Source organism: Metapseudomonas otitidis (assembly GCF_011397855.1).
In the GTDB taxonomy this organism is placed as follows: domain Bacteria; phylum Pseudomonadota; class Gammaproteobacteria; order Pseudomonadales; family Pseudomonadaceae; genus Metapseudomonas; species Metapseudomonas otitidis.
Window position 1 is genome coordinate 467,303 of the sequence record NZ_AP022642.1, and the last position, 25,317, is coordinate 492,619.

The window sequence follows — 25,317 nt, forward strand, 5'->3', positions numbered from 1 at the left end:
CCCCGGCTGACACCTGCCCGTAGGAGCGAGTTCTGCTCGCGAAGGTTCTTCCCCGCGCACCCTGCCCCTTCCCGGACTGAAGTCCGGGCTACGTGGGTTTGCCTGGGGCTTGGGTGCGGGGGCCTTTCGCGGTTGAAACCGCTCCCACGGGCTGGTGCCGGCTTGTAGGCGCGGCGGGATTCGATGCGGTTCGCCGAGCTCACCGCATCCTACGGTCGCGTGCGATGGGGGGCGGAGGCGGACGTAGGATGGGTTGAGCTGTGCGAAGCCCATCGGTGCCAGGAGGGGACGGTGCCGATGCCCCACCACTCCGTAGCCTGGGCTTCAGCCCAGGGATGCTTCGTGCCGGCGGGCGACGGTTTTGCGTGGGCATGAAAAAGGGCGCCAGCGGCGCCCTTTGTCGTTACGGGGTATCAGCGCGGCACCAGGGCCGGGAGCAGGGTGCGGGAGATGGCTTCGCGCACCTGGGGCAGCAGGGTGGCGTTGCCGCCCAGCAGTTCCTCCACCAGGCGCCGCAGGGCAGTGGCGCGCTCCGGGCTGAGGCCGCTGACGGCGTGTTCGCACGCCTGTTCGGCGCTCACCCCCGGCGGAATGCTGAGGCCCAGTGCAACCAGCCGGTCGCGGAAGTCATCCTGGTCGATCAGATCGGCATGCATCATGTCGGTGTCTCCTCCTGGTGCTGCGTCAGCGCAGCACTCCCTCTTCCTGCAGCAGTTTGAAGATAGCCTCGGCACCCGCTTCCGGCGAAAGGTCCTTGAGTACCTGGCCGCCACCGCCGGAGGCCTTGGCCGTCGCCGCCTTCATCCGCTCGGCACCGGTCTTGGCCTTGATCACCTTGAGGCGCTTGGGACGCGGGCGGGCGGGTTGCAGCTGGCTGTCGGCGAACAGCTCGTCTTCTACCACGTCCACGTCTTCGGCACTTAGCTGTCCGCGACGTGCCGGACCGTAGGCGCTCTGCCGTGCGGCCGGGGCGGCGTTGTCGACGCTGGCGAGGAACGGCAGGCGCACCTTCAGCCGGCGCCGCTGGCCACGGGGCAGGGCTTGCAGCACCTGGGCGACGCCGTTGTCCACCTTCTCCACCTCGGCCAGGCCCACCACCAGCGGCCAGCCGAGGCGTTCGGCCAGCAGGTAGGGGAGCATGCCCGAGCCTTCGCCGGTTTCCGCCTGGCTGCCGGTGAGCACCAGCTGCGCGCCGCTGTGCTGGATGAAATCGCCGAGGGCCGGCAGGGCGTCGTCACGCGGGCCCTGCTCCAGCACCACCAGCTCGGTCAGGCCCATGCCCAGGTAGCTGCGCAGGGCGTCTTCCCGGGGATCGCCGGCGTGCACCACCCGCAGCTGCGGGCCGGCCAGGCGCAGGCCCAGTTCCACCGCGCGGGCGTCCTGGTCGGCGCGGCGCGGACGGCCGGACGTGGGGTGGGCGCCGACGGAGACGAGGCTGACGATCTTCAGTGCGTCATGCGGCATCGCGTGCCCCTCCCTGACGGTATTGCCGTACCCGCTCGATGAGCGCGGCGAGGATGGCGCCGGAGTCGCCGATCACCGAGAGATCGGCGCGTTTGATCATGTCGCAGCCCGGGTCCATGTTCACCGCCACCACCTTGTCGCAGGCGCCAATGCCCTGCAGGTGCTGGATGGCCCCGGAGATGCCCACCGCGAGGTAGACCCGCGCGGTGACCCAGGTGCCGGTGGCGCCGACCTGGCGGTTGCGCGGCATGTGGCCGTCGTCCACCGCCACGCGGGAGGCACCTTCGGTGGCGCCCAGCTCGCGGGCGGCCTGGTGGAACAGGTCCCAGTCCTTCACGCCGTTGCCGCCGGAGAGGATGAACTCCGCTTCGGCCATGGGAATCTGCGCCGGGTCCACGGCCACCGGGCCGAGGTCTTCGATGCGCGGCAGGCTGTGGGCGATGGCGTGGGTGAGCTCCAGGGCGCGGGCCTCGTGGCGGGTCTCGCTGACCGGCTCGGCGCATTCGGCGGCGGCCAGCACCAGGCGTGGCAGGCGCCGTACCAGGTCTTCACGGCCGGCACCGGCACGGCCCGTGGCCTGCTGGTCGGCCACCTGCCAGACGCGGGTGGCGGGGCGCTCGCCGAGCTTGGCGGCCAGGCGCCGGCCCAGCTCGCCGCCACCGGTGCGGCTGTCGGGCAGCAGCCAGTGGCGCGGCGCCAGCTGGCTTTCCACGGCGCTCAAGGCCAGCACCCGCGCTTCCGGCGAGTAGCCGTCGAAGGCTTCACCGGGGATGCGCAGCAGGCGGTCGACCCCAGCGGTGTCGAAGGCGTTTTCCTTGTCCTCGCCGAACACCACGGCCACCACGGCGCCGTCACTGCCGGCCAGCTTGCGGGCCAGGCCGAGCAGGTCCTTGTCGTGGCTGGAGAGGCGGCCGCCGACCATGTCGGGCACCACGCAGACGTGGAAGGCCGGTTGTTCGATGACCAACAGTGGCAGCTGCACCACCTCGGGCGCGCTGCTGCGCTTGCCGGCGGTGCCCTGCTGGGCGCCGCTGCGGTCGATGCGCTTGACGCCGTTGGGGCCGATGAAGCCGGCGGCGGCCACATGGGGGTTCTTGCGCAGCACGCCGTTGGGGCCCATCCAGCTGGCCTGGCCCTGGGTCTGCAGCAGGCCGTGCAGCGGGTGCAGGCGGTTTCGGGCGATCCACTCGGCGCGTGGGTCGCGGCGGATGATGTCGCTCATGCTCGGGTCTCCAGGCGGGGGAGGCGGTGGATGGGCATCACGCCACCTCCATGGACGCTTTGGCGGCGGCCGGTTTCTTCACCTCGGCCGGAGCCTCGATGAGCACGTCGGCCACCAGTTCGGCGATGTCCTTGATCTCCGGGCGCGGGGCGACCACGCCTTCGAGCATCGCGGTGCACTGCGGGCAACCGACGGCCACCAGTTCGGCGCCGGTTTCCTTTATGTCCACCATGCGCATGTCGGGAATCCGCTGCTTGCCCGGGATGTCGGTGATCGGTGCGCCGCCACCGCCGCCACAGCAGCGGGAGCGGAAGCCGGAGCGTTCCATTTCCTTCACTTCGATGCCGATGGCCTTGAGCACGGCGCGGGGCGCTTCGTATTCGCCGTTGTAGCGGCCGAGGTAGCAGGGGTCGTGGTAGGTCACGCTGCCGGCCTTGCTCTGGCCGAGGTTCAGCGCGCCGGCACGCACCAGCTCGTCGATGAAGGTGGTGTGGTGCAGGACGTCGTAGTGACCGCCGAGGGCGCCGTACTCGTTCTTCAGCACGTGGAAGCTGTGGGGGTCGCAGCTGACGATGCGCTTGAAACGGTACTTGGCCAGGGTGGCGATGTTGCGCCTGGCGAGGGTCTGGAAGGTGGCTTCGTCACCCAGGCGCCGGGCCACGTCGCCGCTGTCGCGCTCTTCCAGGCCGAGCACGGCGAAGTCGACGTTGGCGGCCTTGAGCACTTTCACGAAGGCGCGCAGGGTGCGCTGGTTGCGCATGTCGAAGGCACCGTCGCCGACCCAGAACAGCACGTCCGCCTGTTGCTTGTCGCTCATCAGCGGCAGGTTCAGGTCGGCCGCCCAGTTCAGCCGGCCGCCGGGGGCGAAGCCGCCGGGGTTGTCAGTGGCGATGAGGTTTTCCAGCACCTCGGCACCCTTGTTCGGGGTGGCGCCCTTCTCCAGGGTCAGGTGGCGGCGCATGTCGACGATGGCGTCGACGTGCTCGATCATCATCGGGCACTCCTCGACGCAGGCGCGGCAGGTGGTGCAGGACCACAGGGTCTCGGCATCCACCAGGGCCTTGCCCTCCAGGGACACGATGGGCTGGTGCGGGCCGCCGCTGTGCTCACCCAGGGCCTTGCCGGGGTAAGGGCTGCCGGCGAAGGAGGCGTCGTTGCCGCCGGCCAGGCCGATGACCATGTCCTGAATCAGCTTCTTCGGGTTCAGCGGCTGGCCGGCGGCGAAGGCCGGGCACATGGCCTCGCACTTGCCGCACTGCACGCAGGCGTCGAAACCGAGCAACTGGTTCCAGGTGAAGTCGGTGGGTTTCTCCACGCCCAGCGGGGCGCTCGGGTCGGTCAGGTCCAGGGCCTTGAGGCCGGTGGAGCGGCCGCCACCGAAGCGTTCGGCGCGGCGGTGCCAGGCCAGGTGCAGGGCCCCGGCGAAGGCGTGCTTCATCGGCCCGCCCCAGGTCATGCCGAAGAACAGCTCGGACACACCCCAGGCCACGCCCACGGCGAGGAGGGCCGCGAGGAACCAGCCGCCGAAGCCGGCCGGGAGGATGCCGGCCACCGGCAGGGTGGCGATGAAGAAGCTCGCGGAGAACATCAGCAGGCTCTTCGGCAGGCGCATCCACGGACCTTTGGACAGCCGCGCCGGCGGGTTGCGCCGGCGCTTGGCGACGAACAGGGCGCCGACGAACATCAGCGCCGTGGCCGCCAGCAGGGCGAAGCCGAGGATGCGGCTGTGCAGGCCGAAGCCATGCACCAGGATCGCCAGCAGCGCCGCCAGGACGAAGCCACCGGCGGTGGCGACGTGGGTCTTGGACATGTACTTGTCGCGCTCGACCACGTGGTGCAGGTCCACCAGGTAGCGGCGCGGCATCTTCATCAGCCCGCCGAGCCAGTCGACCTGCGACGGGCGGCCCCGGCGCCACATGAGGAAGCGCTTCGCGGCGCCGAGCACGGCCAGGCCGAGGGCGGTGAAGAGCAGGAGGGGAAGAATCGTGTTCAGCATTGCTGGTCTCCCTACGGGACCGGGTGAACGCGGGGAGGATGCGCGGGAGGGGTTTCGCGTCGCTCACCCCATCCCGCGTCTACCTGGCGGCGTCAGAAGTCCTTGCACAGGCGCAGGGCGTCGTAGATCGCCGCGTGCACGTTGCGGGGGGCGCCACAGTCGCCGATGCGGAACAGCAGGTAACCGTCACCGGGCTCGCTGAGGCAGGGCTGCGGCTGGATGGCGAACAGGGCGTCGACGTCGATCTGGCCCTTGTTGCGCGAGCCTTGCTTGAGTGCGTAGTACAGCGTCTCGTCCGGGCGTACGCCGTTCTCGATGACGATCTGGTCCACCACGCGCTCCTCGCGGGCGCCGGTGTACTCGTTCTCCAGCACGGCCACCACCTTGTCGCCCTCGCGGTAGACCTTCTCCAGCACCAGGTCGCCGGTCATGATCACTTCCTTCGGGTACAGGCTGCGGTAGTAGGTCGGGAAGGTGGTGCCACCCATGGCGACGCCGGGCTTGGTGTCGTCGGTGACGATCTCCACCTGGGCGCCCTTCTCGGACAGGTAGTCCGCTGCGGACATGCCGCCGAACTCGCAGATGGTGTCGTAGACCAGCACGTTCTTGCCGGGCTCCACCTTGCCTTCGAGGATGTCCCAGGCGCTCACCACCAGGCCGTCGGCCGCACCCCAGTGCTCGTTCTGCTCGATGAAGGGGTGGCCGCCGTTGGCCAGCACCACGATGTCGGGCTTGAGGTCGAGGATGGTGGCCGGATCAGCGGCGGTGCCCAGGCGCAGGTCGACGCCGAGGCGGGCGATCTCCAGCTGGTACCAGCGGGTGATGCCGGCGATCTGGTCGCGCTGCGGGGCCTTGGCGGCGAGGGTGATCTGGCCGCCGAGCTGGTCCTTCTTCTCGAACAGGGTCACGTCGTGGCCGCGCTCGGCCGCCACGCGGGCCGCTTCCATGCCGGCGGGGCCGCCGCCGACGATGACCACCTTGCGCTTCTTGCCGGTGGTCTTCTCGATGATGTGCGGAACGCCCATGTACTCGCGGGTGGTGGCGGCGTTCTGGATGCACAGCACGTCCAGGCCCTGGTACTGGCGGTCGATGCAGTAGTTGGCGCCGACGCACTGCTTGATCTGGTCCACCTGGCCCATCTTGATCTTGGCGATCAGGTGCGGGTCGGCGATGTGGGCGCGGGTCATGCCGACCATGTCCACGTAGCCGCCTTCGAGGATGCGCGTGGCCTGGTTCGGGTCCTTGATGTTCTGCGCATGCAGCACCGGGACGTTGACCACTTCCTTGATGCCGGCCGCCAGGTGCAGGAAGGGCTCCGGCGGGAAGCTCATGTTGGGGATGACGTTGGCCAGGGTGTTGTGGGTGTCGGCGCCGGAGCCGACCACGCCGATGAAGTCCAGCATGCCGGTGTCGCTGTAGTACTTGGCGATCTGCTTCATGTCCTCGTGGGACAGGCCGTCGGGGTGGAACTCGTCACCGGAGATGCGCAGGCCGACGCAGAAGTCGGGGCCGACTTCCTCGCGCACGGCCTTGAGCACTTCCAGGCCGAACTTCATGCGGCCTTCGAAGGTGCCGCCCCATTCGTCGGTGCGCTTGTTGACGCGCGGGCTCCAGAACTGGTCGATCATGTGCTGGTGCACGGCGGACAGTTCGACGCCATCCAGCCCGCCGGCCTTGGCGCGGCGCGCGGCCTGGGCGAAGTCACCGATGACGCGCCAGATCTCTTCCACCTCGATGGTCTTGCAGGTGGCGCGGTGCACGGGCTCGCGGATGCCCGACGGGGACATCAGGGTCGGCCAGTTGTAGCCGTCCCAGCGCGAGCGCCGGCCCATGTGGGTTATCTGGATCATGATCTTGGCGCCGTGCTTGTGCATGGCGTCGGCGAGGTTCTGGAAGTGCGGGATGATGCGGTCGGTGGACAGGTTCACCGAGCTCCACCACTGCTGCGGGCTGTCGGTGGAGACCACCGACGAGCCGCCGCAGATGGCCAGGCCGATGCCGCCCTTGGCCTTCTCCTCGTAATAGCGGATGTAGCGCTCGGTGGTCATGCCGCCGTCGGTGGCGATCACCTCGGCGTGAGCGGTGGAAAGCACGCGGTTGCGGATGGTCAGCTTGCCGATCTGGATCGGCTGGAACATTGCTTCGAAGGCCATGGTGCGTGCTCCGGCTTACAGGGGTTTGACGGTGAACAGGCCGTCGTCGTGGCCTTCTTCCGAGCCGCTGTAGACCTGCTCGGCGACGGTACGAAGGCTGCTGCCACGGGCGGCGAGGATCTGGTCCATGGCGCCGGCGAACCAGCCGGTGAACATGTAGTCCACCTTGCGGCCGACCTTGCCGTAGACGTAGACGAAGGCGGAGTGCTTGAGCTTGACGCTGGCGGTGCCCTTGTCGAGGTCGATGTCCTGGATCTGGAACAGGCCCCAGCCGCGCTGGGACAGGCGCTTCATGTAGTGCTCGAACACCGCCACGCCTTCCAGGCCGTGGCATTCGGCCTCCTTCTCGCACCAGTGCCAGGCGGACTTGTAGCCGGCCTTGTAGAGGATCTCGGCGTAGCGCTCCGGGCCCAGCTCGGCTTCGATGCCCATGTGGTTGTTGACGAAGAAGTGGCGCGGCACATAGAGCATCGGCAGCGCGTCGGTGGTCCAGACGCCGGTCTCGCTGTCGACTTCGATGGGCAGTTCAGGGGCGTGTTTGGCCATGTGGATAACTCCGAATTCGATTTGCGAATGGGGCGTAGCCCCGTCTCATGGTTGAAAGGTGTCGATGAATGCCCGTGGAACCGTCGCGAGCGCGCCGAGAGCAAGGAGACCCGCAGCGACAGGCGAGAGCAGTACGCCGGTACGGCGAGCCTGTCGCGAGGACGCGACGCCGCTATCGGTGTGCGCAGCAGGTTCCAGGGGTATTCATCACTCGCCCCAGACGTCCTTCAGGACGTTGACCCAGTTCTCGCCCATGATCTTGCGCACCACGCGTTCGCTGTGGCCGCGCTTGAGCAGGGTCTCGGTGAGGTTGGGGAACTCGCCCACGGTGCGGATGCCCAGGGGGTTCACGATCTTCCCGAAGTTGGTCAGGCGGCGGGCGTAGCCCTTGTCGTGGGTCAGGTACTCGAAGAAGTCCTGGCCGTGGCCCTGGGTGAAGTCGGTGCCGATGCCGATGGCGTCCTCGCCGACGATGTTCATCACGTACTCGATGGCTTCGGCGTAGTCGTCGATGGTGGAGTCGATGCCCTTGGCGAGGAACGGCGCGAACATGGTCACGCCGACGAAGCCGCCGTGGTCGGCGATGAACTTCAGCTCTTCATCGGACTTGTTGCGCGGGTGTTCCTTCAGGCCGGAAGGCAGGCAGTGGGAGTAGCAGACGGGCTTCTTCGATTCGAGGATGACTTCCTCGGAGGTCTTGGAGCCGACGTGGGAGAGGTCGCACATGATGCCGACGCGGTTCATCTCGGCGACGATCTCGCGACCGAAGCCGGAGAGGCCGCCGTCGCGCTCGTAGCAGCCGGTGCCCACGAGGTTCTGGGTGTTGTAGCACATCTGCACGATGCCCACGCCGAGCTGCTTGAACACCTCCACGTAGCCGATCTGGTCCTCGAACGCGTGGGCGTTCTGGAAGCCGTAGAGGATGCCGGTCTTGCCCTGTTCCTTGGCCTTGCGGATGTCGGCGGTGGTACGCACCGGTATGACCAGGTCGCTGTTCTCGCGGATCAGGTTGTTGCTGGCGACGATGTTGTTCACCGTGGCCTGGAAGCCTTCCCACACGGAGACGGTGCAGTTGGCAGCGGTCAGGCCGCCCTTGCGCATGTCTTCGAAGAGTTCGCGGTTCCACTTGGCGATGATCAGGCCATCGATGACGATGCTGTCGGCGTGCAGTTCGGCTGGGCTCATCAGGCTGTCCCCTTGGTGTCGGGCGCGCCGAATCGGTTGCCGGCGCTTTGAAGGGAGCATATCCCCGGGGCTTTGGGCGCTATCGCGCAAAAGCGACCGGGGTATTGCCGAAAGCGTCAAGCCGGTCGCGGATAGGCATGCGGGGTTCGGCGAAGCGGCGCTTCGTGGCGGGCCGTGCGTCCGGCATCCGCCGATGGGGCTGCGGGGCATCTATATAAGAAGGTGGCGGCAAGTCGCCCGGCGTCGGTTTCAGCATGCACAGGGTCGCTGAGGTGCAATTTCCCAGGCGCAGGGATGGCAAGCTCGCGTAATGCCCCGGACCCGTGCGCGAAGACGTGCGGTCCCGGCAACAGGGTGGCAACCGGCCCGCGTACCGTGGCGGTCGGCGCTGCCGCAGCCGAAACCTCCAGGCCCAGGCGTCCAGCGCCCGGCCTGTGGAGCCGAGGAACGCTGTATGCCTGATGAGACGCTTCACCTGCCTCTGATTCAGCGCGTGCTGGCGCGGGAGAAGGACACCCCCGGTGCCCTGCTGCCGATCCTGCATGCCATCCAGGAGGGCGCCGGCTACATTCCCGCCCTCGCCATCCCCGAGATCGCCCACGCCCTCAACCTCAGCCAGGCCGAGGTCCACGGGGTGATCAGCTTCTACCACGACTTCCGCACCGCCCCGCCGGCACGCCACACCGTGCGCCTGTGCCGCGCCGAGTCCTGCCAGAGCCGGGGCGCCGAAGCCCTGGCGGCGCAACTGCGCGAGCAACTGCAGCTGGACGACCACGGCACCCTTGCCGATGGCCGCGTCAGCCTGCGCCCGGTCTATTGCCTGGGCGCCTGCGCCTGCTCCCCGGCGGTCGAGGTGGACGGCAAGGTCCACGCCCGGCTGACCCCTGAACGCCTGCACGCGCTGGTGCAGGGTTGCCTGGAGGACGGCTCATGCTGAGGCTGTGCATCCCCTGTGATTCCGTCGCCCGCGCGGTAGGCGCCGATGCCGTGGCCGCCGCCCTGGTGGCCGAGGCTGCGCGCCGGCAGCTGCCGCTGGAGGTGCGCCGCACCAGTTCCCGTGGCCTCTACTGGCTGGAGCCGCTGGTGGAGCTGGAGGGGGCCGAGAGTCGCCAGGGCTTCGGCCCGGTCAGCGAAGCCGACGTGCCCGGCCTGCTCGACGCCCTCGCCGGTGACGGCCAGCATCCCCTGGCCCTGGGGGCGGTGGAGGAGCTGCCCTACCTGAAGACCCAGCAGCGGCTGCTCTTCGCCCGTGCCGGCATCACCCGGCCGCTGTCCCTGGACGACTACCGTGCCCACGGCGGTTTCGAGGGCCTGGCCCGTGCTGTGGCGCTGAGCGGTGACGAGATCGTCACCGCGGTGCTGGATTCCGGCCTGCGGGGGCGTGGTGGTGCCGCCTTCCCCGCCGGCATCAAGTGGCGCACGGTGCGTGGCGCCGCCGCCGAGCAGAAGTACGTGGTGTGCAACGCCGACGAGGGCGACTCCGGCACCTTCGCCGACCGCATGCTGATGGAGGGCGACCCCTTCCTGCTGATCGAGGGCATGGCCATCGCCGGCCTCGCCGTCGGCGCCAGCCAGGGCTACATCTACGTGCGCTCCGAGTACCCCCAGGCGGTGGAGGCCCTGCGCGGCGCCATCGCGCTGGCCCGTGATGCCGGCTACCTCGGCGCGGACGTGGGCGGCAGCGGGCGGCCCTTCGAACTGGAGGTGCGAGTCGGCGCCGGGGCCTACATCTGCGGCGAGGAAACCGCGCTGCTGGACTCCCTGGAAGGCAAGCGCGGCGTGGTCCGCGCCAAGCCGCCGCTGCCGGCGCTGCAAGGCCTGTTCGGCCAGCCGACGCTGGTGCACAACGTGCTGACCCTGACCTCGGTGCCGCTCATCCTGGCCCGGGGCGCGGCGTTCTACCGTGACTTCGGCATGGGCCGTTCCCTGGGCACCATGCCCTTCCAGCTGGCCGGAAACATCCGTCACGGCGGCCTGGTGGAGCGGGCCTTCGGCCTGACCCTGCGGGAGCTGATCGAGACCTATGGCGGCGGCTGCGCCAGTGGCCGGCCGGTGAAGGCCGCCCAGGTGGGCGGTCCACTGGGGGCCTGGGTGCCACCTGCGCAGTTCGACACCCCGCTGGACTACGAGGCCTTCGCCGCCATGGGCGCCATACTCGGCCATGGTGGTGTGGTAGTGGCCGACGACAGCCTGGACATGGCGCAGATGGCGCGCTTCGCCCTGCAGTTCTGCGCCGAGGAGTCCTGCGGCAAGTGCACGCCCTGCCGCATCGGCTCGACCCGGGGCGTGGAAGTGGTGGACCGGCTGATCGCCGCCACCGACATCACCGCCCGCGAGGAGCAGGCCCTGCTGCTGCAGGACCTCTGCGACACCATGACCTACGGTTCGCTCTGTGCCCTCGGCGGGATGACCGCCTTCCCGGTCACCAGCGCCCTCAGGCACTTCCCCGCCGACTTCGGGCTGCCGCCCACGGAGGCTGAGCAATGATCCAGATCTTCGACCCCGCCAAGGACACCGACCTGGGCACCCCCGCCCGCCAGAGCGAGGTGCAGGTCAGCCTGAGCATCGACGGCCGCGAAATCAGCGTGCCCGCCGGTACCTCGGTGATGCGTGCCGCCGCGCTGCTCGGCACCACCATTCCCAAGCTCTGCGCCACCGACAGCCTGGAAGCCTTCGGCTCCTGCCGCATGTGCCTGGTGGAAATCGACGGCATGCGCGGCTACCCCGCTTCCTGCACCACGCCGGTGACCGAAGGCATGGTGGTGCGCACCCAGACGCCCAAGCTCGCCAGCCTGCGGCGCAACGTCATGGAGCTGTACATCTCCGACCACCCGCTGGACTGCCTCACCTGCTCCGCCAACGGCAACTGCGAGCTGCAGACCGTGGCCGGCCAGGTGGGCCTGCGCGAGGTTCGCTACGGCTATGACGGGGCCAACCACCTGAGCGATGCGAAGGACACCTCCAACCCCTATTTCGACTACGACCCGAGCAAGTGCATCGTCTGCAACCGCTGCGTGCGGGCTTGCGAGGAGGTGCAGGGCACCTTCGCCCTGACGATCGACGGGCGCGGCTTCGACTCCCGCGTGGCGGCGGCCGGCGGGGAGAACTTCCTCGACTCCGAATGCGTCTCCTGCGGGGCCTGCGTACAGGCCTGCCCCACCGCCACGCTGATGGAGAAGAGCGTGGTGGAGATGGGCCAGCCGGAGCGCAGCGTCATCACCACCTGTGCCTATTGCGGCGTGGGCTGCTCCTTCCGTGCGGAGATGAAGGGCAATGAGCTGGTGCGCATGGTCCCGGACAAGAACGGCCAGGCCAACCACGGCCATTCCTGCGTCAAGGGCCGCTTCGCCTGGGGCTACGCCACCCACCCGGACCGCATCACCAAGCCGATGATCCGCAAGCGCATCACCGACCCGTGGCAGGAAGTCAGCTGGGAGGAGGCGGTGAACTACGCCGCCGGCGAGTTCCGCCGCCTGCAGCTGCAGTACGGGCGCGACGCCATCGGCGGCATCACCTCCAGCCGCTGCACCAACGAAGAAACCTACCTGGTGCAGAAGCTGGTGCGCGCCGGCTTCGGCAACAACAACGTGGACACCTGCGCCCGCGTCTGCCACTCGCCCACCGGCTACGGGCTGAAGCAGACCCTGGGCGAGTCCGCCGGCACCCAGAGCTTCGACTCGGTGATGCAGGCCGACGTCATCCTGGTGATCGGTGCCAACCCCACCGACGCCCACCCGGTGTTCGGCTCCCAGCTCAAGCGCCGCCTGCGTGAGGGCGCGCGGCTGATCGTCATCGACCCGCGCCGCATCGACCTGGTGGATTCGCCCCATGCCCGCGCCGAGCTGCACCTGGCGCTGCGTCCGGGCACCAACGTGGCCATGCTCAATGCCCTGGCCCACGTGATCGTTACCGAGGGGCTTGTGAAGCAGGACTTCGTCGACGCCCGCTGCGAGCCGGCCGACTTCGCCCGCTGGAGCGCGTTCGTCAGCCGTCCCGAACATGCCCCCGAGGCCCTGGGCCCGGTTTGCGGCGTAGCCCCGGACGCCATCCGCGCGGCGGCCCGGCTCTACGCCACCGGCGGCAACGCGGCCATCTACTACGGGCTGGGCGTGACCGAACACAGCCAGGGCAGCACGGCGGTGATGGGCATCGCCAACCTCGCCATGGCCACCGGCAACGTCGGCCGCGAAGGTGTCGGGGTGAACCCGCTGCGCGGGCAGAACAACGTGCAGGGCTCCTGCGACATGGGCTCCTTCCCCCATGAGCTGCCGGGCTACCGCCACGTCTCCAACGAGGCGGTGCGGGCGCAGTTCGAGCAGGCCTGGGGCGTGACCCTGCAGCCCGATCCGGGGCTGCGCATCCCCAACATGTTCGAGGCGGCCCTGGGTGGCAGCTTCAAGGGGCTGTACTGCCAGGGCGAGGACATCGCCCAGAGCGACCCCAACACCCAGCACGTGACCGCTGCGCTGTCGGCCATGGAGTGCGTGGTGGTACAGGACATCTTCCTCAACGAAACCGCCAAGTTCGCCCACGTGTTCCTGCCCGGCAGCTCCTTCCTGGAGAAGGACGGCACCTTCACCAACGCCGAGCGACGCATCTCCCGCGTGCGCAAGGTGATGGAGCCGCTGGGCGGCAAGGCCGACTGGGAAGCCACCGTGGCCCTGGCCAATGCCCTGGGCTACCGCATGGACTACCGGCACCCGTCGGAAATCATGGACGAGATCGCCCGCCTCACGCCGACCTTCAGTCGTGTCAGCTACGCCGAGCTGGAGCGTCACGGCAGCCTGCAATGGCCGTGCAACGACGCCGCGCCGGACGGCACGCCGACCATGCACATCGATGCCTTCGTGCGTGGCAAGGGGCGCTTCATGCTGACCGGCTACGTGCCCACCGAGGAGAAGGTCAACAACCGCTACCCGCTGCTGCTCACCACCGGGCGCATCCTCAGCCAGTACAACGTCGGCGCGCAGACCCGGCGCACCGACAACGTGGCCTGGCACGAGGAGGACCGCCTGGAGATCCACCCCAGCGACGCCGAGAGCCGTGGCATCTCCGAGGGCGACTGGGTGGGCGTGGGCAGCCGTGCGGGGCAGACCGTGCTGCGTGCCCGGGTGACCGAGCGGGTGGCGCCGGGGGTGGTGTACACCACCTTCCACTTCCCCGAGTCGGGCGCCAACGTGATCACCACCGACAACTCCGACTGGGCCACCAACTGCCCGGAATACAAGGTGACGGCGGTGGAAGTGACGAAGGTGTTCCAGCCTTCCGAATGGCAGAAACGCTATCAGGCGTTCAGTGACGAACAGCGGCGCCTGCTCAAGGAGCGCCGCAGGACGGAGAGAGTCGAGGCACGCCGATGAGCACAGACAACCTGATCAAGATGGCCAACCAGATCGCCCAGTTCTTCAGCAGCGAGCCGGACCCGGAGGCGGCGGTGAAAGGCGTCCAGCAGCACCTGCAGAACTTCTGGACCCCGGCCATGCGCATCGAGCTCATGGCCTGGCAGGTGGAGCGCCAGGGCGAGAACCTCCACCCCCTGGTGCAGGCCGCCCTGGCCGAGCAGGGGCGGGCGGTCTAGCGTCGTGCTCCACGCCGCCGGGCGTTCCCTTTGCGCCCGACGGTGGATCGGTGGGGCGCGATCCACCCCACGCGGTGCCGCATGCACAACCCGTAGGATGCGGTGAGCTCGGCGAACCGCATCGATCCCGAACCGAGCCTGGCAATGATGGGCTTCGCACAGCTCAGCCCATCCTACGAGGCTGTCCAAACTCGGGCGTTCCCGTGGTGCCCGACGGTGGAGCGCGACCCACCCCAGGCGGCGCCGTGTGCATAACCCGTAGGATGCGGTGAGCTCGGCGAACCGCATCGACCACGAACCGGGCCTGGCAATGATGGGCTCCGCACAGCTCAGCCCATCCTACGAGGCTGCCCAACGCCAGGCGTCCCGTGGCGCCCGATGGTGGAACGGTGGAGCGCGATCCGCCCCACGCGGTGCTGCGTGCACAACCCGTAGGATGCGGTGAGCTTGGCGAACCGCATCGCATCCGAGCCGTGCCTGGCCCTGATGGGCTTCGCACAGCTCATCCCATCCTGCGTCCGCTGTGCCGCTTCATCGCTGCGGCGGGTCCGGGTGTTCGTGCCGGTCGCGGCTCGGGGTGGTGTCGAAGCGCTGGCGGTAGCAGCGGGAGAAGTAGCTGGAGGACTCGAAGCCGCAGGCCAGGGCCACCTCCAGCACGCCCATGTCGGTCTGGCGCAGCAGCTGCCGGGCCTTTTCCAGGCGCAGGCCCAGGTAGAAACGGGTCGGCGTGTCCTTCAGGTGCAGGCGGAACAGCCGTTCCAGCTGGCGCGGGGTGACGCCAACGCGCTCGGCCAGGGTGCAGGTCGACAGCGGCGTCTCGCTGTGGCGCTCCATCTCGCCGATCACCTGCACCAGCTTGCGGTTGTGCACGTTGAAGCGGCTGGCGATCTGCATGCGCTGGTGGTCCTGCTGGGAGCGGATGCGGCCGAGCACGAACTGTTCCGACACCTTCAACGCCAGGGCCTCGCCGTGCTGGCGGGCGATCAGCGTGAGCATCAGGTCGAGGCTGGCGGTGCCGCCGGCGCTGGTGATGCGGCGCCCGTCGATCTCGAACAGCTCCTGGGTGACGGTCAGCGACGGGTAGCGCTCGCGAAAGGCGTCGATGGCCTCCCAGTGCAGGGTCAGGCGCTGGCGCTCGAACAGTTCGGCCTCGGCCAGCACGAAGCTGCCGGTGTCGATGCCGCCCAGGTGCACGCCGTCGGCTTCGGCGCGGTTGAGCCAGTGGGACAGGCGCGGGTTGAAGGTGGCCAGCGGCTCGAAGCCGGCCACCACCAGCAGGCAGTCCCCGGCGGCCGGGGCCTCCAGGCCGCCATCCACGTTGAGCGACATGCCGTTGCTGCCGGCCACCGGGCCGCCGTCGGCACTGAGCAGGCGCCAGCGGTACAGCTCGCCGCGGAAGCGGTTGGCCACCCGCAGCGGCTCCACCGCCGACATGAGGCCCATCATCGAGAAGCCGGGCAGCAGCAGGAAGCCGAAGGTCTGGGTCATGGGCGGGTTCCACGAGGCGATGAGCACTTAAAAACCAGCAGCGCGGCGGCTGCAAGCGGGGAGGTCGTTTCTGTCCTAGAGGTGGTCGTTCTGGTTCGAATCGGCGGGGCGGGCGCTGCGTAAGTTGTGTCCATCGGGTTGACGTGGCGCCCGAGCACGGATGGAGTCGCCGGGCGGGTCGAGCGTGCCTGGAGCCGTCGACCCCGGCCTCCTGAACAACAAGTAGAAAGCCGCATGGCCGCAAGGGGAGCATCGATGAAACGTCTTACCGCATTCGCTGGTTGCTGTTTGTTCGCCCTGTCCCACACCGCTGCATTCGCCGCCGACGACGCCAGTTGCCAGAAGATCCGCATGGGCGTGGTGGGCTGGACCGACGTGGTCGCCACCTCCGCCGTCGCCAACGAGCTGCTGGGCAGCCTGGGTTACCAGACCAGCCAGACCCAGGCGTCGCAGCAGATCATCTTCGCGGGTATCCAGAAGAAGCAGGTGGACGTGTTCCTCGGCTACTGGAAGCCGATCATGGACGACAACATCAAGCCCTTCCTCGACAGCGGTGCCGTGAAGGTGGCGGCCCAGCCGTCCCTGGGCGATGCCGTGGCGGTGCTGGCGGTACCCACCTACACCGCCGAGCAGGGGCTGCGCACCTTCGCCGACATCGCCCGCTTCAAGGACCAGCTCGGCGGCAAGATCTACGGCATCGAGTCCGGTTCCGGCGCCAACCTGGCGATCCAGAAGATGATCGATGGCAACCAGTTCGGCCTGGGCGGCTTCAAGCTGGTGGAGTCCAGCGAGGCGGCGATGCTGACGGCGGTGAAGCGTGCGGTGAAGAACCACAAGCCGGTGGTGTTCTTCGGCTGGAAGCCGCACCCGATGAACATCCAGATGCCGGTGACCTACCTGACCGGCAGCGAGGACGTGTTCGGCCCCAACGACGGCGCCGCCACCGTCTCCACCGTGACCGCGCCGGACTTCGCCCAACGTTGCCCCAATGCCAACCGGCTGGTCACCAGCCTGCGCTTCACCAGCGACCAGGAGGCGCAGCTGATGCAGCCGATCATGGAGCGCCAGGAGCCGGGCAAGGTCGCCCGCGAGTGGCTCAAGGCCAACCCGGCGGTGGTCAAGGGCTGGCTGGAGGGCGTGACCACCTTCGATGGCCGCAGCAGCGACCAGGCCGTTGCCTCCCTGAAGTAATGCCGTTCAACCCCGGTGCGCGGGTTCGCCCGCGCACGGTTTCCGATCGCCTCGCAGAAGGATGAATCCACCGTGAACCATGAAGTCATCGTCACCTGCGCCGTTACCGGCGCCGGCGATACCGTCGGCAAGCACCCGGCCATTCCCGTCACCCCGAAGGAGATCGCCGCCGCCGCCATCGAGGCGGCCAAGGCGGGTGCCACCGTCGCCCACTGCCATGTGCGCGACCCGCGTACCGGCAAGCCGAGCCGCGATGTGGCGCTGTACCGCGAGGTGGTGGAGCGCATCCGCGAGAGCGACACCGACGTGATCATCAACCTCACCGCCGGCATGGGCGGGGACCTGGAGATTGGCAAGGGCGAGCAGCCGCTGGAGTTCGGCGCTGGCACCGACCTGGTGGGGCCACTGGAGCGCCTGGCCCATGTGGAGGAGCTGCTGCCGGAGATCTGCACCCTGGACTGCGGGACGCTGAACTTCGGCGATGGCGACTTCATCTACGTGTCCACCCCGGCCCAGCTGCGGGCGGGCGCCAGGCGCATCACCGAGCTGGGGGTGAAGGCCGAGCTGGAGATCTTCGACACCGGCCACCTGTGGTTCGCCAAGCAGATGCTCAAGGAAGGGCTGCTGGAGGACCCGCTGATCCAGATCTGCCTGGGGATCCCGTGGGGGGCGCCGGCGGACACCACGACCATGAAGGCCATGGCCGACAACCTGCCGCCCGGCCTGACCTGGGCCGGCTTCGGCATCGGCCGCATGCAGATGCCGATGGTGGCCCAGGCGATGCTGCTGGGCGGCAACGTGCGGGTTGGCCTGGAGGACAACATCTGGCTGGACCGGGGCGTGCACGCCAGTAACGGCCAACTGGTGGAGCGGGCCATCGAGATCATCGAGCGCCTGGGCGGCCGTGCCCTGAGCCCGGCCGAGGGCCGCGAGAAGATGAACCTCAAGCGCCGCGGCTGAGCAAACCCCTCATTCATATGCCGTCGCCCGGGCTTCAGCCCGGGGCGCGGCGCCAACCGACACAGGATCAGGAGCCACCATGGCCTTCACCACTCACATCAGAACCTTCGCCGCCCTTGGCAGCGGCGTGATCGGCAGCGGCTGGGTCGCCCGCGCCCTGGCCCACGGGCTGGACGTCGTCGCCTGGGACCCGGCGCCGGGTGCGGAGGCCGCGTTGCGGGCCCGCATCGCCAATGCCTGGCCGGCCCTGGAGAAGCAGGGGCTGGCGCCGGGTGCGTCCCAGGCGCGCCTGCGTTTCGTCGACACCGTCGACGAGTGCGTGCGGGACGCGGACTTCATCCAGGAGAGTGCTCCCGAACGCCTGGAGCTGAAGTTGGCGCTGCATACGCAGATCAGCGCGGCGGCGCGCCCGGAGGTGATCATCGGCTCCAGCACCTCGGGGCTGCTGCCCAGTGAGTTCTACGCCGACGCGCAGCACCCGGAGCGCTGCGTGGTGGGGCACCCGTTCAACCCGGTCTACCTGCTGCCGCTGGTGGAGGTGGTGGGCGGGGAGAAGACGGCGCCGGAGGCGGTACAGGCGGCCATTCAGGTCTACAGCGCACTGGGCATGCGCCCGCTGCACGTGCGCAAGGAGGTGCCGGGCTTCATCGCCGACCGCCTGCTGGAGGCGCTGTGGCGCGAGGCGCTGCACCTGGTCAACGACGGTGTGGCCAGCACCGGGGAGATCGACGATGCGATCCGCTTCGGTGCGGGGTTGCGCTGGTCCTTCATGGGGACCTTCCTCACCTACACCCTGGCCGGTGGCAACGCGGGGATGCGGCACTTCATGGCGCAGTTCGGGCCGGCCCTGCAACTGCCCTGGACCTACCTGCCGGCGCCGGAGCTGACCGAGACGCTGATCGACCGGGTGGTGGAAGGCACGGCGGTGCAGCAGGGCGAGCGCAGCATCGCCGAGCTGGAACGCTACCGGGACGACTGCCTGCTGGCGGTGCTGGCGGCGATCAAGGACACCAAGGCCCGCCATGGCTTCGCCTTCGCGGAGTAGCCGGCATGGTCTTTCGATGGAGTGGAGCCCGGACATGAGCAACCCCCTGGTGACCTACCGCACGCGCATTCCCGCGGAGTGGGTGGACTACAACGGCCACCTGCGCGATGCGTTCTACCTGCTGATCTTCAGCTACGCCACCGATGCGCTGATGGAGGTGATCGGCCTCGACGAGGGCGGGCGCGCGGAGACCGGCCACACGCTGTACACGCTGGAGTGCCACCTGAACTTCCTGGCGGAAGTGAAGCTGGATGAAGCGGTGGAGGTGCACACCCAGGTACTGGGCGTGGACGCCAAGCGCCTGCACATCCACCACAGCCTCTACCGGCCGGGAGAGTCGGTGATGCTCGCAGCCAGTGAGCAGATGCTGATGAACGTGGACGCCGCCACGGCGCGCTCCTGTGCGTTCGCACCCGGGGTGGCGGAACGGGTCGGGGCGTTGTTCGACGGGCACCGGGCGTGTCCGCTGCCGGCGTATGTGGGGCGGGTGATCGGGCTGCCGTCTTCGCGATGAAGGCGGCGCCCCGGCGCAAGGGCCGGGGCTCGGCGCGGGGTCAGGTCGGCAAGGCGTAGCGGCGGGCGAAGTCGATGAGGTCCACCAGGTTGCGGGTCTTCAGCTTGTCCATCAGGCGGGACTTGTAGGTGCTGACCGTCTTGTGGCTGATGAACAGCTGCTCGGCGATTTCCTTGTTGTTCTTGCCGTTGGCCAGGTTCTGCAGCACGGCCAGCTCACGGTCGGAGAGGCTGTCCAGCAACTGGCTGTCGTTCGGGCTGCCGCCTTCCTGGGCGCCGGAGGGCAGGTGCACGGTGCTGGGGAACAGGCTGTAGCCGGAGAGCACCGAGCGGGTGGCGGAGATCAGGCTCACGGCCTGCTCCTGCTTGGAGAGGTAGCCGGTGGCACCGGCCTGCAGGCAGCGGTTGGCATACAGCGCGGCCGGCAGCGAGGTGAGCACCAGCAGCTTGAGGTTCACGTCCATCGCGCTGAGGCGCCCCAGCACTTCCAGGCCGTCGAGCTTGGGAATGGCGATGTCGAGAATGACCAGGTCGGGGCGCAGGGAGCGGGCCATGCTGAGGCCTTCCACGCCGTTTTCGGTTTCACCGACGATTTCATAACCTTCGCGTTCCAGCAGTACGCGAGTCGCGAAACGAATCATGGGCTGGTTGTCGATCAGCAGAATCTTGCTCATCTGGTTGGTTCTCCTGCTCAAGTTTCTCAATTCAATAGGAAGGCGCACGGAAGCCTTCGGGAACTTGCCGTATGGGTGTGTTAAAGGAACGGTTGTTGGCCTTCCTGACCACGAACGACGGGGGTGTGGGCCCGAGCGCGATGTCGATCAAGTTGGCATTGAGCGATTCTTCTCAGAATCTTGCTCGCTGTCTTTCGGACTATTCCGAATACTTCGTTTTTCTGCCCGGCTAACTTGTACGACCTGATTTATCCGTCTGATGAGGCGGCTTAAAAAGTTTGGCTAAGCATGTAGAGCGCGGATTATATTTGCGGTGCGCGGCGGGATTGGTCTTTTGGGAAGTTTCCTACAAGACATGTAGGTATTACTTTTATGTACGCCCCCTTAGGGTCGCCTGTCTGCTCTTGAACTAAGGTTTCCCCGACACCTCTTTTCCCTGCAGGTGGGTCTGTGTCCCGTATTTTCGTCCTCCGCACACTCTCCCTGTGCCTGTCTTTGCTGTGCCTGTCGTTCGGCGGTGTCGTCCTGGCCGAGGGAGGGCGCGCCCTCTCGCTGTCCAGCCAGGTGGTGGTGGACCAGCAGGAGCTGGAAATTTCCGAATCCGACTGGCACTGGTTGCGCCAGCGCCGTGAGTTGGTCTTGGGCGTGCTGGCCCAGGGGTATCCGCCCCTGGAGATTCTCCAGGGGCAGGGGACCTACCAGGGCATGACGCCGGACGCGGCCGCGCTGCTGGGGCAGATGCTCGGTCTGCAGATTCGCCTGCGTGCCTACCCCGACCGTGCGGCGCTGGAGAAGGCGCTGCTGGCCGGGGACATCGACCTGTTCGGTGCCGACAGCCATGGCGAGCAGGAGCCGGGGCTTGCCCGCAGCCTGGCCTACGGCTCCAGCCGGCTGGCGTTGTTCCGCCGTGGCGATGACCGCCGCGAGTTTCCCGATGACCTCAAGGACCTGAAGGTGGCCTACACGCCGGGGCACGGCGATGCCGTGGCGCTGTTCCCGTCCGCCCAGGCGCTGCCGGTCGACACGGTGGAAGAGGGCGTCGCCGATGCCGCCTTCGGCCGTGCGGACCTGCTGCTGGCCGATGTGGTGCCGGTCTACTACCTGCTGAACCGCGCCTTCTACGGCACGGTGCGTTTCGAGCGCTATGTGGATTGGCCCGGCGGCGAGCTGGCCTTCGTGGTGCGTCAGTCCGACCCGCAACTGCTGCGGGGGATCGATGGGGCACTGCGTGCAGTTGGTCGCTCGCGCCTGGACGAGATCGCTCGCCGCTGGGTGGGCAACGGTGTGATGCCGGCGGCCGAGCGCATGGTGCTCACCCCGGAGGAGGCGCGCTGGGTGCAGCGTCATCCGGTGGTGCGCGTGGCGGTGGACGACGACCTGGCGCCCCTGGCCTTCTTCGATGGCAACGGGCAGTTCCAGGGCATCATCGCCGAGCTGCTGGACCTGGTGCGGCTGCGTACCGGGCTGCGCTTCGAGGCCGTCAGCCGCACCGGCGGCTACGCCGGCCAGATCGACGCCCTGACCTCCGGCCTGGCGGATGTGGGGCTGCTGACGCAGGACCATGAGCGGGAAACCCTGCTGCGTTTCACCCGACCGATCACCAGCAGCCCCTTCGTGCTGGTCACCCGTTCCGGCGCCGATGGCCTCGGCGAGTCGGTGGGGGACCTGTCCGGTCGCGTGCTCGCCCTGGGGCGCGGCCATGTGGCGCGGGAGGCGATCCGCCGTGCCTTCCCCAAGGCGGAACTGGTGGAACCCGGTTCGACCCTGGATGCCTTGCACAGTGTCGACACCGGCCGCGCTGATGCCGCGCTGGTGGGGCTTCCGGTGGCCCGCTATTACCTGGTGCGGATGTTCCAGGGCCGCCTTGCCATCGCCCAGGTGGCGCCGGTGGGGCCGGCCACGGCCAACTTCGCGGTGCGTCGGGGCGATACCGAGCTGCAGGCGATCCTCGACCGGGCGCTGGCCGAGCTGTCGCCCGACGAACTGGCCGCTACGGCCAACCGCTGGCGCGGCATGCCGGGCATGAGCCCGCAGACCTGGCGCGACTACGGTGTGCTCATCCAGCGAATCATCATCGGTGCGGCGGTGCTCCTGCTGCTGGTGCTGGCCTGGGTGCTGCACCTGCGGCGCCAGGTGCGCCGGCGCCAGCTCGCCGAGCGCCAGTTGCAGGATGAGCTGCGCTTCATCGAAACCTTGATCGACAGCATGCCGCCGCCGGTCTACGTGCGGGACACCGAAGGGCGCCTGCTGTCGTGCAACCGCAGCTACCTGCAGACCCTTGGCCTGCCCCGCGAGGCGGTGATCGGCCTGACGGTGACCGAGCTGCCGGTGGATTTCCCGGCCGCCGCCGAATTCCACCAGCGGCAGCTGCAGGCGATTGCCGAAGGGCAGCTGCAGCGCTCGGTGCATGAGCTGTCCCTGGGCGGTCGCACCCTGTGGATCGAGCACTGGATCCAGCCATTCCAGGATTCCACCGGGGTCACCCGTGGAGTGATCTGCGGCTGGCTGGACCTCACCGAGCACCATAACCTGGTGCTGGAGCTGGAAGCGGCGAAGAACATGGCTGACGCGGCCAGCCGCGCCAAGACCACCTTCCTCGCCACCATGAGCCACGAGATCCGCACGCCGATGAATGCGGTGATCGGCATCCTCGAACTGGCGCTCAAGCGTGCGGCCGACCGCCCCATCGACCCGGCCAGCATCGAGGTGGCCTACAACTCGGCGAAAGGCTTGCTGGAACTGATCGGCGACATCCTCGACATCGCCCGCATCGAGTCCGGTCGGCTCAGCCTGTCACCCCGCCGGGCCAATCTGCGGGAGCTGGTGGAGTCGGTGGCGCGGGTGTTCGACGGTTTGGCGCGGCAGAAGGGGCTGGTGCTGAACCTGGACATCGATGGCGGCATCCAGGGCGATGTGCTGGTGGACGGCATGCGCTTCAAGCAGGTGCTGTCCAACCTGGTCAGCAACGCCATCAAGTTCACCCGTGAAGGCAGCGTCAGCGTGCGCATCCATGGCGAGGATGGCGAGTCCGACCAGTTGCACGTCTACCTCAGCGTGGCGGACACCGGCATCGGCATCGACCCGGCGGACCAGGCGCGCCTGTTCCAGCCCTTCGAGCAGGTACAGCGCAGCACCGGGGCGATGGAAGGGGCAGGGCTGGGGCTGGTGATCTGCCGCTCGCTCTGCGAAATGATGGGCGGCCGCCTGACCCTGGACAGCGCCCTCGGGCGCGGCACCCGGGTGGACGTGGAGTTGCGCCTGCTGCGGCTCGACCCGATCCCGCTGATGGAGATCGCCCGCCAGGAGGAGGCCCAGGCCCGGCGGAGGCTGAAAGTGCTGGTGGTGGACGACCACCCGGTGAACCGGCAAATCCTCGCCCAGCAGCTCGCCTACCTGGGGCACACCGTGGTGGAGGCTGCGGACGGGGTGGACGCCCTGGCGCGCTGGCGCGAGCAGCCCTTCGACGTCGTTGCCACCGACTGCCACATGCCACGCATGAACGGGGCAGACCTGGCCCGCGCCATCCGCGAGGACGAGCGCCAGCAGGGGCGCGTGCCGGTCCTGATCCTCGGTCTGACCGCCGACGCCCAGCAGGAAGAAGTGGAGCGCGGCCTCAAGGCCGGGATGGACGATTGCCTGGTCAAGCCCATCGGGCTGGACCTGCTGGAGGAAAAACTCGGTGGTGCCCCGGGCGCCTCACCCGCGCTGGTCGAGCCGCCGGCGGGCGAGGCTGCGGCGTTGTTCGACCTGAGCCCCCTGGCACCCTTGACCGGTGGCGACCCGGGCCTGGCGGTGAACCTGCTGCGGGAGCTGCTCAACACCAACCGACGCGACCTCGCCGCGCTGGAAGAGCAGGTGCGCCAGCACGATGCCTCGGCGCTATTCGAGCTGGCCCATCGGCTCAAGGGCGCAGCGCGGGTGATCAAGGCCACCCAGGTGATCGAGGCCTGCGAGTACCTGTCGCGGGCCAGTGTGGTGGAACGGCCGCGAACCGAGGCCCTCGAGGCCGGCGTGGAGGCTGTGCGGCGTGCCCTGGATGCCTTGGAGCGTGGCCTGATCCAGCAGATGCCGGAGCTTCAGTGAAGCGTCGGGCGCTCCACCAGCAGGCGGTCGAAGTCCGGGCGGGCCAGGGGGCGGGAGAAGAGGAAGCCCTGGCCTTCGGTGCAGCCCAGGGACAGCAGGCGCTCGCGCTGCTGGCGGGTCTCGATGCCTTCGATGATCAGGCTGATGTCCATGGCCTTTGCCAGCGCCACCGCGCTGCTGATCACCGCACCGCTGCGGGGCTGGCTGGTGAGCTTGCGGGCGAAGCCGGCGTCCAGCTTCACCTGGCTGAAGGGCAGGTCGCAGAGGCGGTCGAGGGAGGAGTAGCCGGTGCCGAAGTCGTCCATCGACAGGCCGCAACCCATCATGCGCAGGCGAACGAGGTTCTCCAGGCTGGTGGTCGGGGCGCTGAACAGGCCGGTCTCGGTGACTTCGAAGGTGATGCCATCGGCGGGCAGGCCGGCTTCTTCCAGGTATTCGCGGACCCGCTCGGGGAGGGCGTTGTCGCTCAGTTGGCCGGGCTGGAGGTTGAAGGCGATGTTCAGCGAGCGGCCCTCGCGAGCGAGGCAGCGCTGCAGCTCCAGGCCCTGGCGGAAGATCTGCCAGAACATGCGGTTGATCAGGCCGTGGGCCTCCATCATCTGCAGGAACTGCGCGGGCATCAGCACGCCGTGCTGCGGGTGGCGCCAGCGGGCCAGGGCCTCGGCGCCGATCAGTTCGCCGCTGCGCAGGTCCACCTTGGGCTGGAACCAGGCCTCGAACTGGCCCAGTTCCAGGCCTTCCAGCAGTTCGTCGCGGGAGGGCAGTTCGAGGACTTCCGGCTCGCCCAGCCCACGGGCCTGGTTGGCTTCGTAGCGGGCCAGCAGTTGCGCGGCCCGCTCGATGTCGAAGGGCTTGCCCAGGTCACCCAGGCATTCCAGCCCGAGGGTACGGATCATCGATTGGGTGGCCTGGCGCAGGGGCGCTTCCACGGCACTGCTGAGGATCACCGAGCGCACGGCGCCGGAATGGCTGGCGTGGCGGAGGAAGGCCAGGCCGTCCATGCCCGACATGCGCAGGTCGCACAGCACGACATCGACGCCGCCGCAGCTCTGCAGTTCGGCCAGGGCGCTGGCGCCATCGCCGGCCTGGTGGATGCGCTGGACCCCCAGCTTCTGCAAGGCGGTGACGGCGATCAGGCGCTGGAAGGGTTCGTCTTCCAGAACCAGAATGCTGATGTTCTTCATGGCGAGGGCTCGGTTGGTAAAAAGTTCGGCCACGT

The 25,317-nt window shown here is 68.4% G+C and carries 19 protein-coding genes; 9 read left to right on the forward strand and 10 right to left on the reverse strand.

The genetic code is table 11. The annotated features are described in order from the left end of the window. Positions 1–413 precede the first annotated feature (413 nt). The 7 genes from PotMrB4_RS02270 to PotMrB4_RS02300 all read right to left on the reverse strand — a co-directional run bounded on the left by PotMrB4_RS02270 (position 414) and on the right by PotMrB4_RS02300 (position 8,566). Complete coding sequence (locus tag PotMrB4_RS02270) at positions 414–659, reverse strand: hypothetical protein (protein ID WP_044409219.1); 246 nt, start codon at positions 657–659, stop codon at positions 414–416. A gap of 25 nt (positions 660–684) precedes the next feature. After that, on the reverse strand, positions 685–1,464 hold the full coding sequence (gene etfB / locus PotMrB4_RS02275) for an electron transfer flavoprotein subunit beta (RefSeq protein ID WP_044409216.1): 780 nt from the start codon (positions 1,462–1,464) through the stop codon (positions 685–687). Then, complete coding sequence (gene etfA, locus PotMrB4_RS02280; protein WP_172432394.1) at positions 1,454–2,686, reverse strand: electron transfer flavoprotein subunit alpha; 1,233 nt, start codon at positions 2,684–2,686, stop codon at positions 1,454–1,456. Before etfA ends, etfB begins: the two co-directional genes overlap by 11 nt. Before the next feature lie 37 nt (positions 2,687–2,723). After that, a complete protein-coding gene (dgcB, locus tag PotMrB4_RS02285; RefSeq protein WP_172432395.1) occupies positions 2,724–4,682 on the reverse strand; it encodes a dimethylglycine demethylation protein DgcB in 1,959 nt (652 codons plus the stop codon). Between the two features lie 92 nt (positions 4,683–4,774). After that, a complete protein-coding gene (gene dgcA, locus PotMrB4_RS02290; RefSeq protein WP_044409207.1) occupies positions 4,775–6,835 on the reverse strand; it encodes a dimethylglycine demethylation protein DgcA in 2,061 nt (686 codons plus the stop codon). 15 nt (positions 6,836–6,850) lie between these two features. Further along, positions 6,851–7,381, reverse strand: coding sequence for a DUF5943 domain-containing protein (locus PotMrB4_RS02295; RefSeq protein ID WP_074967296.1), 531 nt, complete (start codon positions 7,379–7,381; stop codon positions 6,851–6,853). Positions 7,382–7,588: 207 nt separating this feature from the next. Continuing rightward, entirely contained in the window at positions 7,589–8,566 is a 978-nt protein-coding gene (locus PotMrB4_RS02300) for a dipeptidase (RefSeq protein ID WP_044409203.1), read from the reverse strand. A gap of 454 nt (positions 8,567–9,020) precedes the next feature. Here PotMrB4_RS02300 and PotMrB4_RS02305 point away from each other — a divergent pair, with 454 nt between their 5' ends. The 4 genes from PotMrB4_RS02305 to PotMrB4_RS02320 are packed head-to-tail and all read left to right on the forward strand — an operon-like array spanning position 9,021 to position 14,144. Further along, positions 9,021–9,503, forward strand: coding sequence for a formate dehydrogenase subunit gamma (locus tag PotMrB4_RS02305; RefSeq protein WP_044409202.1), 483 nt, complete (start codon positions 9,021–9,023; stop codon positions 9,501–9,503). Continuing rightward, positions 9,497–11,053 (forward strand): NADH-ubiquinone oxidoreductase-F iron-sulfur binding region domain-containing protein, encoded by a 1,557-nt coding sequence (locus PotMrB4_RS02310; protein ID WP_172432396.1) that lies wholly within the window; start codon positions 9,497–9,499, stop codon positions 11,051–11,053. Before PotMrB4_RS02305 ends, PotMrB4_RS02310 begins: the two co-directional genes overlap by 7 nt. Continuing rightward, on the forward strand, positions 11,050–13,926 hold the full coding sequence (gene fdhF / locus PotMrB4_RS02315) for a formate dehydrogenase subunit alpha (protein WP_172432397.1): 2,877 nt from the start codon (positions 11,050–11,052) through the stop codon (positions 13,924–13,926). The genes PotMrB4_RS02310 and fdhF overlap by 4 nt, the downstream gene beginning before the upstream one ends. Beyond that, on the forward strand, positions 13,923–14,144 hold the full coding sequence (locus PotMrB4_RS02320; protein WP_044409197.1) for a formate dehydrogenase subunit delta: 222 nt from the start codon (positions 13,923–13,925) through the stop codon (positions 14,142–14,144). Before fdhF ends, PotMrB4_RS02320 begins: the two co-directional genes overlap by 4 nt. Positions 14,145–14,675: 531 nt before the next feature. Here PotMrB4_RS02320 and PotMrB4_RS02325 read toward each other — a convergent pair. After that, on the reverse strand, positions 14,676–15,632 hold the full coding sequence (locus tag PotMrB4_RS02325) for a GlxA family transcriptional regulator (RefSeq protein ID WP_172432398.1): 957 nt from the start codon (positions 15,630–15,632) through the stop codon (positions 14,676–14,678). A gap of 255 nt (positions 15,633–15,887) precedes the next feature. On the opposite strand from PotMrB4_RS02325, the gene choX reads away from it, so the two are divergent. The 4 genes from choX to PotMrB4_RS02345 all read left to right on the forward strand — a co-directional run bounded on the left by choX (position 15,888) and on the right by PotMrB4_RS02345 (position 19,342). After that, positions 15,888–16,823 carry a choline ABC transporter substrate-binding protein gene (gene choX, locus PotMrB4_RS02330; RefSeq protein ID WP_044409191.1) on the forward strand — a complete coding sequence of 312 codons (936 nt, stop codon included), beginning with the start codon at positions 15,888–15,890 and terminating at the stop codon, positions 16,821–16,823. 72 nt (positions 16,824–16,895) lie between these two features. Next, positions 16,896–17,783, forward strand: a complete 888-nt coding sequence (locus PotMrB4_RS02335; RefSeq protein WP_044409188.1) for a BKACE family enzyme — start codon at positions 16,896–16,898, stop codon at positions 17,781–17,783. A 79-nt stretch (positions 17,784–17,862) separates the two neighbouring features. Beyond that, complete coding sequence (locus PotMrB4_RS02340; RefSeq protein WP_172432399.1) at positions 17,863–18,828, forward strand: L-carnitine dehydrogenase; 966 nt, start codon at positions 17,863–17,865, stop codon at positions 18,826–18,828. Positions 18,829–18,862: 34 nt separating this feature from the next. Continuing rightward, positions 18,863–19,342 (forward strand): thioesterase family protein, encoded by a 480-nt coding sequence (locus PotMrB4_RS02345; RefSeq protein WP_172432400.1) that lies wholly within the window; start codon positions 18,863–18,865, stop codon positions 19,340–19,342. 40 nt (positions 19,343–19,382) lie between these two features. Here the strand turns inward: PotMrB4_RS02345 and PotMrB4_RS02350 are convergent, their stop codons facing one another. Beyond that, positions 19,383–20,015, reverse strand: a complete 633-nt coding sequence (locus PotMrB4_RS02350) for a response regulator transcription factor (RefSeq protein WP_044409178.1) — start codon at positions 20,013–20,015, stop codon at positions 19,383–19,385. 450 nt (positions 20,016–20,465) lie between these two features. On the opposite strand from PotMrB4_RS02350, the gene PotMrB4_RS02355 reads away from it, so the two are divergent. Further along, a complete protein-coding gene (locus tag PotMrB4_RS02355) occupies positions 20,466–24,098 on the forward strand; it encodes a transporter substrate-binding domain-containing protein (RefSeq protein ID WP_232060783.1) in 3,633 nt (1,210 codons plus the stop codon). Here the strand turns inward: PotMrB4_RS02355 and PotMrB4_RS02360 are convergent. Beyond that, on the reverse strand, positions 24,092–25,282 hold the full coding sequence (locus tag PotMrB4_RS02360; RefSeq protein WP_074967311.1) for an EAL domain-containing response regulator: 1,191 nt from the start codon (positions 25,280–25,282) through the stop codon (positions 24,092–24,094). The two genes, PotMrB4_RS02355 and PotMrB4_RS02360, sit on opposite strands and share 7 nt — an antisense overlap. Positions 25,283–25,317: the final 35 nt, after the last annotated feature.

Bases quoted from the DNA above. Each gene is read 5' to 3' on its own strand.
- PotMrB4_RS02270 (WP_044409219.1), bottom strand. From the start codon at position 659: ATGATGCATGCCGATCTGATCGACCAGGATGACTTCCGCGACCGGCTG.
- etfB (WP_044409216.1), bottom strand. From the start codon at position 1,464: ATGCCGCATGACGCACTGAAGATCGTCAGCCTCGTCTCCGTCGGCGCC.
- etfA (WP_172432394.1), bottom strand. From the start codon at position 2,686: ATGAGCGACATCATCCGCCGCGACCCACGCGCCGAGTGGATCGCCCGA.
- dgcB (WP_172432395.1), bottom strand. From the start codon at position 4,682: ATGCTGAACACGATTCTTCCCCTCCTGCTCTTCACCGCCCTCGGCCTG.
- dgcA (WP_044409207.1), bottom strand. From the start codon at position 6,835: ATGGCCTTCGAAGCAATGTTCCAGCCGATCCAGATCGGCAAGCTGACC.
- PotMrB4_RS02295 (WP_074967296.1), bottom strand. From the start codon at position 7,381: ATGGCCAAACACGCCCCTGAACTGCCCATCGAAGTCGACAGCGAGACC.
- PotMrB4_RS02300 (WP_044409203.1), bottom strand. From the start codon at position 8,566: ATGAGCCCAGCCGAACTGCACGCCGACAGCATCGTCATCGATGGCCTG.
- PotMrB4_RS02305 (WP_044409202.1), top strand. From the start codon at position 9,021: ATGCCTGATGAGACGCTTCACCTGCCTCTGATTCAGCGCGTGCTGGCG.
- PotMrB4_RS02310 (WP_172432396.1), top strand. From the start codon at position 9,497: ATGCTGAGGCTGTGCATCCCCTGTGATTCCGTCGCCCGCGCGGTAGGC.
- fdhF (WP_172432397.1), top strand. From the start codon at position 11,050: ATGATCCAGATCTTCGACCCCGCCAAGGACACCGACCTGGGCACCCCC.
- PotMrB4_RS02320 (WP_044409197.1), top strand. From the start codon at position 13,923: ATGAGCACAGACAACCTGATCAAGATGGCCAACCAGATCGCCCAGTTC.
- PotMrB4_RS02325 (WP_172432398.1), bottom strand. From the start codon at position 15,632: ATGACCCAGACCTTCGGCTTCCTGCTGCTGCCCGGCTTCTCGATGATG.
- choX (WP_044409191.1), top strand. From the start codon at position 15,888: ATGAAACGTCTTACCGCATTCGCTGGTTGCTGTTTGTTCGCCCTGTCC.
- PotMrB4_RS02340 (WP_172432399.1), top strand. From the start codon at position 17,863: ATGGCCTTCACCACTCACATCAGAACCTTCGCCGCCCTTGGCAGCGGC.
- PotMrB4_RS02345 (WP_172432400.1), top strand. From the start codon at position 18,863: ATGAGCAACCCCCTGGTGACCTACCGCACGCGCATTCCCGCGGAGTGG.
- PotMrB4_RS02350 (WP_044409178.1), bottom strand. From the start codon at position 20,015: ATGAGCAAGATTCTGCTGATCGACAACCAGCCCATGATTCGTTTCGCG.
- PotMrB4_RS02360 (WP_074967311.1), bottom strand. From the start codon at position 25,282: ATGAAGAACATCAGCATTCTGGTTCTGGAAGACGAACCCTTCCAGCGC.